This is a genomic window from Verrucomicrobiia bacterium (genome assembly GCA_035489575.1).
Taxonomy (GTDB): Bacteria; Patescibacteriota; Saccharimonadia; order Saccharimonadales; family JAGQNK01; genus DATHJY01.
In genome coordinates this window covers 1-5869 of the sequence record DATHJY010000012.1, presented here as the reverse complement: position 1 = coordinate 5869, position 5869 = coordinate 1, and the positions used below count along the sequence as shown (strand labels likewise).

Genomic DNA, 5869 nt, shown 5'->3' with positions numbered 1-5869 from the left:
AACAGATACAAAACTCACTTAAAATCTAAGAATTTACGGTCATCAATCCTAGCATCTACACCTCAGAGCTAGCACAGACAGGTACCCTTCCGGGTCTAAGATTGGTTAAATAACAGTTTGAGGAGGTTTCGGGATTCAGGTTAGTAGGTATTGACAAAAAAGCATAAGCGTGGTACAATATATTCAACTTGAAAGTGATACTGTGTCTGTTTAGTTTCACTTTGCTTTCAAGGAGTTATTGAGGCTTAAGGAGTTTATATGAAGAAATTACATCTGTTAGGTGTTTCTGTGGTAACTGGTGTGGTTATAGCTGCTACGGTAGCTGCCCCCGCATTTGCTTGGCACCCCAAGGGTGTTATCAAGAAATCAGTCCAAAACGTATCTGCTAATGGTCAGCTGGCTGACGCCAACGACGCCAAGACTGCTGTTACGACCAAGACTGGTGACACCCTGAAATATGTCGTAGAGATATCAAATGCAGCCGAGGCTGCTAGTAACGGGAACAACGACATGGCCTTTACGGTCATGACCGACACCCTGCCTGCTGGCGTAGAATTGGTAAGCAACCCTTCTCAGCGCGTAATCACTGAAAATCTGGGTACTTTAAGACCCGGACAAAAGGTTACAAAGGAATATAGCGTTCGCGTAACCAGCAACATTAACAAAGATGTTGTTACCAACAAGGCTTGTTTCACTGGTGACAGTGAAGTCAAGGACAACCCCCAAAAGGGTTGTGACAACGCTGTTGTTGTCGTAACTGTTCCTCAGACCTTACCTCCAGTAGTCACTGGTGGCGAAGGTGGTCCCGTCAAAGAGACTCCTCAAGTTTTGCCTGCAACCTTGCCCGCAACTGGCCCTGCCAGTGTCGCCGGTATGTTTGCTGGTGTGACTGGTTTGGGTGCTGCAGTACATGCTGTTGTTACTCGCAAGAAGCGAAATCAATAAGTCCTTGGTTAGACTGAAAAAGCTTAACCCCTGCACACTCAAGTGCGGGGGTTTAGTTTTACCTGGAGTACACTAGAAGTATGAAGTAACCGGAGGGGTACCGTATGAAAAGAAGCAAATTGGTAGGAGCGCTGCTCCTATTTTTATTACCAATCTTTCTGTGGGTAGGTATTGCCCTGGCCAGAGTTTTAGGTCTGGCGACACCACTACGGTGGGCGCAAATGAAGTAGTAGATAGCTCGTTGTACGCGGCGGGTAACACCATAGATATTGCCGGAGAAGTAAAGGGCGATATCTTTTGTGCAGGCCAGAACATAACGGTCAGTGGCAAAGTAACAGGTGACGTTATCTGTGCTGGCCAAACTGTTCGAGTATCTGGCACGGTAGAGGGCGATGTGCGGGTTGCCGGCCAAACGGTAGCCATTGGCGGAGAGGTGAGGGGCAACGTATCTGCCGCTGGCCAGACTGTGACGCTAGAAGGTAGCGCCAAGGTTGGCGGCGATGTCAGCATAGGTTCTAACAACGCTGTTATTAACGGCACAGTGGGCCGTGACCTGTCGGCAGGTGGCAGTACGGTGGCTATCACCAACAAAGTGAGCCGCAACGTAAAGGCCAGTACCGAGAATCTGTCTCTGGCCAGCGGTGCTGAGGTAGGTGGCGAACTGTCCTATACTAGTCACAACGATGCTTCGGTTGCCAGCGGTGCCAAGGTTGCTGGTGTAACTACCCGTTACCAACCCAAAGAGCAGAAATCCAAGAGTAATTACGGCCGGGTATTCTCCTTTGGCTTTGGGTTTACCATTCTGATCATGTCTGCATTACTCATCATGTCTCTGGCGCTTGTATTGCTGTTCCCGAAGGCTGTTAACGAAACGGTTGCTCTGGGTCTGGCCGATCCGCTAAAGACAGTACTGATAGGCCTGGCTGCGGGCATTGTTGTCCCTATAGCGGTTGCGGCGCTCATGATAAGCATCATCGGCATTCCATTGGGCCTCTTCCTGGGCTTGGTCTGGTTGCTGATACTGCTGCTGAGCGGTCCACTGTTTAGCTATATGGTAGGCCGGCTTGTCTGGCGCAACCAACGCAATGTCATCGCCATCATGGCCGTCGGCGTGCTGGTGGTTACTATCTCTTACCTCATCCCGTTGCTCGGTGTCCTGACGTTCTTTGCCATGGCGTGGATGGGGACGGGTATGGCCGTACGCTGTATCTTTGGCCGGATACCTCGACCACACTACGAACTAGCTGATCCTGTGATCGCGAGATCCTCTGCGCGTAAAAAGCGATAACGAGAGTCGTTTTTACTGCTCGGCGGCGAGCGAAAAGAGTGTGGCGGTTTGAATGTGCGAGCAGTCGCCGGCATTGTCTTCGAACTTTCCTCTCCCGTGGAAAAGATCGCAGTCGCAGGCCATAGAATGGTCCTCGGCCACCGTTACATGGTGGTCGTTGGTGTTGCCCCAGACAAAAAACCCGCCTTCTGGGGCAGACGTGATTTTGCCCTCGGCGATATAGGGTACTGCATTCTTAAAGAGTTTTCTGAGGTGTACATACTGGCCTTCCCGAAGATATTCGTCACTCAGTTGCATTACAGCCGACAATACGTGTGGCTCCAGGCTTGCCAGTAGGTCGCTGTGGTGGTAGGCAAACTCCCAGGCTTGGCCGACGACGGCACGGTCTTCTGGCGATAGGTCTTCTGACGCGAACACGGCAGATTGGCTTGAATTTTCCATGGGTGCCAGTATGGCATCTTTTCTAGAGATGACAAAGTTATATACGGACACTTATATAAAAAGCTTATGCTACACTGATACTAACTAAATGGGGGTGGGTATGGTGATGACGCGTAATCAAAAGGGGTTTTCGCCTATTTTTATCATCTTGATTTTGCTCCTTTTGGCGCTTTTGGGCTTTGCTGGCTGGAGAATATGGGAGAGTAGGGATGACAAGGGCGGCAAAATACCCAGTTCCTCAGACTCTGCCCCAGCTTCGGCAGATCCAGAAGAACCAGCTGCGCCGGCGCTCAACTACGTCAAGCCGCCGAGCGAAGTCTACCGTGTGGCGTTGCCAGACACTTGGGTTAAGGCCACTTGTCCTGACACTCCAGATCTGCTGTTTTTGGCACCAACTACAGACAAGCTGGGCAAGTGTAATAGCGAGTTTGGCGGCACGGTAACCATCAGCAAAGCCAGCGGAGATGTCAGTCACCCCGCGGCTTACTACAGTGGCGATTCCCATCTGAGCGGCGTGAGCTACGCCACTACCACCATCGACAGCATAAACGGCTATAAGGTATCGTACACCGTTTCTACTGAGTACGAGATAGGCACGCCAGCAGTGGGCACGCAGCAGACCCAGTGGGTGCTGTTCGACGGCACCAATAGCTTCATCATGGTCTATACCCGACTGCCCGGTGATCCGGACCTAGCGGCGGCCGCACAGACCCTGGCTGAGACATTCGACAAACTATAGGTGGACTAGCCTCCACCAGGCGACAGTGGATAGAAACTCAGGCAAATCGATAGTATACTGCTAGGTAGTAAAGGAAAGTTATTTATGGCGAGGGATAAGAAAGCTTCGGTGAAAGCTGTCGTAGAAGATGGCGCGACGGTAAAGGGCGGAAGAATGAATCCTGCTCCTACTGCGGTTTATATAGAAATTCCAAAGCCCTCTCCTAAGGCTAAGCAATAGCTTAGATGGGCAAGGGACCTTCCCTCGCTAAGTACATACAAGAGCGAGGAAAATACTTCGACTCGCTGAGTCCCGGAGAGCTGAAGGCTCAAGATGAGCTTTTGGCTTTTTTGCAGAAAACCACTGACAATATCGAAGCAAAACAGGACCAAGTTACCACCGAGTCAAACGAGTACGAGCGGCAATATACAAGTTTTTTTGCGCTAGCTATTTCTTTTATTGTTGCCGGACTGCTGTCGAGCCCACCCGTGAAAGATGCTACGCAGGCGTCTCGGGTATTGTATTTTGCCGCAATTATTACGGCTACTCTTGCTGCAGTTTTCCTTCTGTCCGAGTACATATTTGTTAGCCGGTTGTTCAGCAAGTGGCAGTCAAACAACGAGAGGATCCTACGATACATAGCCCAAGGGCAGTGGAATGATCCACCGGGCCTAGAGACATGGATCAATCAGACACAATCAAAGGTACCCAAAAAATCAACGCGGGCAATTCTATTTATTGAAATATTCCTCATATCTTTGGCATTTGTGTTGCTTGCGCTGTGGCTGTACGAAACGCTTTTTAATCCCAATTGGCCACTCTTGTAGCCCTCTATTTTACGAAGTAGACGACGGTTACGCTGTAGTTGAGTTTGTTTTCGCCGGGTTGGACAGAGATGGTGTTACGCTTGGCGGTGTCTTCTGCGATGAGGGCCTCTGCGCCGCCGCTGACGGGGTAATTGTCAAAGCCACTGCCATCGTTGACGCTCTGGACTTTGCCCAGGCGGAAGCCGAGGTTTTTGGCCGATTGGTCTGCTTTGGTGCGGGCTTCTTTGGTGGCTTCGTCGCGAGCCTTGTTCTGTAGTTCTTTGCGTTTGGCGTCGCTAAAGTCGGCCTGGGGTGTGATCGCGCCAGTGGGCGAGGTAGTCACCAGATAATCTTGTACCTTCTGGGTCAGCTCTTTGTCGCGGAGCGTTACGGTTGGACGGAAGGTATAGGTGGTGTTGCCGGTCTTGGAATCTCTGGAGTAGGTGTAGTAGTTGTTGCCATTGGCGTTGGTTTTGATCTGGCCGTCCTGAACACCCAGCTTTTTTAGCTCGGTCACTATGGTTTCGCTCTTCTTGGTCAGTTCGGCCAGGGCGGCGTCTTTGTTGGCGTTCACGAACTGATAGCTTGGGGTAAAGACGTACTCGTCTGGCTCGGCGGTCACCGTAGATTCACCGGTGACAGTGATAGTTTGGTCGGTGTTGTTGACGGCGTCCCATGGTTTCCAGACAAAGGCCATGCTGGTTATGACGACCAATAGCAGAACGATAATACTAGTCCGGGCATCCAGGGTGATGCTGAGTTTCTTGGGTGTCTTAGGAGTTTGTTCTTCGGGAGACATGCACTTGTCCTTGTTTATGGTATTAGTCTTATGCTAAGCGAATAAAAAGTAAAGGCCACCTTGGGGTAAAAGGTGGCCTTTATCTTCAGTGCGTCAGTCCGGATACGGTGGACTTTTCTAGGAGTCTTCGGCAGAAGAACTATGGCCAGACTCTCGTCTGTCATGTATCTGCATATGGAACTCACTGTTAGATCCATCAGGACCAGGGCCGCCCTTGAAGTGCAGGACTTTTAGGTATTCCATGGGGACATTGTTTTCTTTGGCCCATGTCTCTATGTCTGTGCGCTTCTGCTCCATAAGAGCCTTGTGCTCCTGTGGGGTCTTGTCCTTCATGGTTTCATGGGTAGCTTCCATGTCGGCCTGGAGTTCTTTGATCTTGGCAATGATCTTGGTCTTTTGGTCCTCGGTGATTTTGCCGTCTTTGACCGCCTGGGTAAGTTTTTCCTCTAGCTTAGTCTGGCGTTCGGCTTCGTGTGTTGCTTTGTCTTCTTCAAAGACTTTCTGTACTTCGTTTCTGTCCAGATTAAACTTTTGGGCGATCTTGTCGGCGATGCTGCTTTGGCCGGTACTGTTACTGGTGGCTGCCTGTACACCCACCGCCGTCGAGGCTACGCCAATGGTGGCGATGGCACCGGCAATGAGTAATGGTTTCTTTATCTGCATGGGATGTTTTCACTCCTTTACTAGTTAATGGTCTTAAGGTTACAGGCCCAAGCTTAGAGAGTACTGAGGGTCCACCCACTAAACATATAAGACACTTGTATCAAGTGTAGCATCTGCAAAGCCGTCTAGGCTTTGCAGATATTCAACGGGCGTCAGCATGCGGAGCATGCTGTGTGGCCGGTAGAAGTTGTAGTCAAGGCAGTCTTCAA

7 protein-coding genes are annotated in these 5869 nt (G+C 50.5%); 4 read left to right on the top strand and 3 right to left on the bottom strand.

The genetic code is table 11. From position 1 onward, the window contains the following. Nucleotides 1–258 precede the first annotated feature (258 nt). Both VK694_05825 and VK694_05820 read left to right on the top strand, forming a co-directional pair. The gene (locus VK694_05825; GenBank protein ID HTE58235.1) at nt 259–945 is read left to right on the top strand and encodes a hypothetical protein; all 687 of its coding nucleotides are present in this window, start codon (nt 259–261) and stop codon (nt 943–945) included. Between the two features lie 160 nt (nt 946–1105). Continuing rightward, nucleotides 1106–2233, top strand: coding sequence for a polymer-forming cytoskeletal protein (locus tag VK694_05820; GenBank protein HTE58234.1), 1128 nt, complete (start codon nt 1106–1108; stop codon nt 2231–2233). A gap of 12 nt (nt 2234–2245) precedes the next feature. Here the strand turns inward: VK694_05820 and VK694_05815 are convergent, their stop codons facing one another. After that, the gene (locus VK694_05815) at nt 2246–2674 is read right to left on the bottom strand and encodes a hypothetical protein (protein HTE58233.1); all 429 of its coding nucleotides are present in this window, start codon (nt 2672–2674) and stop codon (nt 2246–2248) included. A gap of 100 nt (nt 2675–2774) precedes the next feature. Here VK694_05815 and VK694_05810 point away from each other — a divergent pair, with 100 nt between their 5' ends. Together VK694_05810 and VK694_05805 are read left to right on the top strand one after the other, a co-directional pair. After that, complete coding sequence (locus VK694_05810) at nt 2775–3413, top strand: hypothetical protein (protein HTE58232.1); 639 nt, start codon at nt 2775–2777, stop codon at nt 3411–3413. Nucleotides 3414–3637: 224 nt separating this feature from the next. After that, a complete protein-coding gene (locus VK694_05805) occupies nt 3638–4219 on the top strand; it encodes a hypothetical protein (protein ID HTE58231.1) in 582 nt (193 codons plus the stop codon). A gap of 4 nt (nt 4220–4223) precedes the next feature. Here VK694_05805 and VK694_05800 read toward each other — a convergent pair whose 3' ends face one another. Both VK694_05800 and VK694_05795 read right to left on the bottom strand, forming a co-directional pair. Then, nucleotides 4224–4997 carry an SIMPL domain-containing protein gene (locus VK694_05800; protein ID HTE58230.1) on the bottom strand — a complete coding sequence of 258 codons (774 nt, stop codon included), beginning with the start codon at nt 4995–4997 and terminating at the stop codon, nt 4224–4226. Between the two features lie 117 nt (nt 4998–5114). Next, on the bottom strand, nt 5115–5660 hold the full coding sequence (locus VK694_05795) for a hypothetical protein (protein ID HTE58229.1): 546 nt from the start codon (nt 5658–5660) through the stop codon (nt 5115–5117). Nucleotides 5661–5869: the final 209 nt, after the last annotated feature.

What these genes read in the sequence shown, in the direction of transcription:
- VK694_05825 (HTE58235.1), top strand. Translation starts at nt 259, where the DNA reads ATGAAGAAATTACATCTGTTAGGTGTTTCTGTGGTAACTGGTGTGGTT.
- VK694_05815 (HTE58233.1), bottom strand. Translation starts at nt 2,674, where the DNA reads ATGGAAAATTCAAGCCAATCTGCCGTGTTCGCGTCAGAAGACCTATCG.
- VK694_05810 (HTE58232.1), top strand. Translation starts at nt 2,775, where the DNA reads ATGGTGATGACGCGTAATCAAAAGGGGTTTTCGCCTATTTTTATCATC.
- VK694_05805 (HTE58231.1), top strand. Translation starts at nt 3,638, where the DNA reads ATGGGCAAGGGACCTTCCCTCGCTAAGTACATACAAGAGCGAGGAAAA.
- VK694_05800 (HTE58230.1), bottom strand. Translation starts at nt 4,997, where the DNA reads ATGTCTCCCGAAGAACAAACTCCTAAGACACCCAAGAAACTCAGCATC.
- VK694_05795 (HTE58229.1), bottom strand. Translation starts at nt 5,660, where the DNA reads ATGCAGATAAAGAAACCATTACTCATTGCCGGTGCCATCGCCACCATT.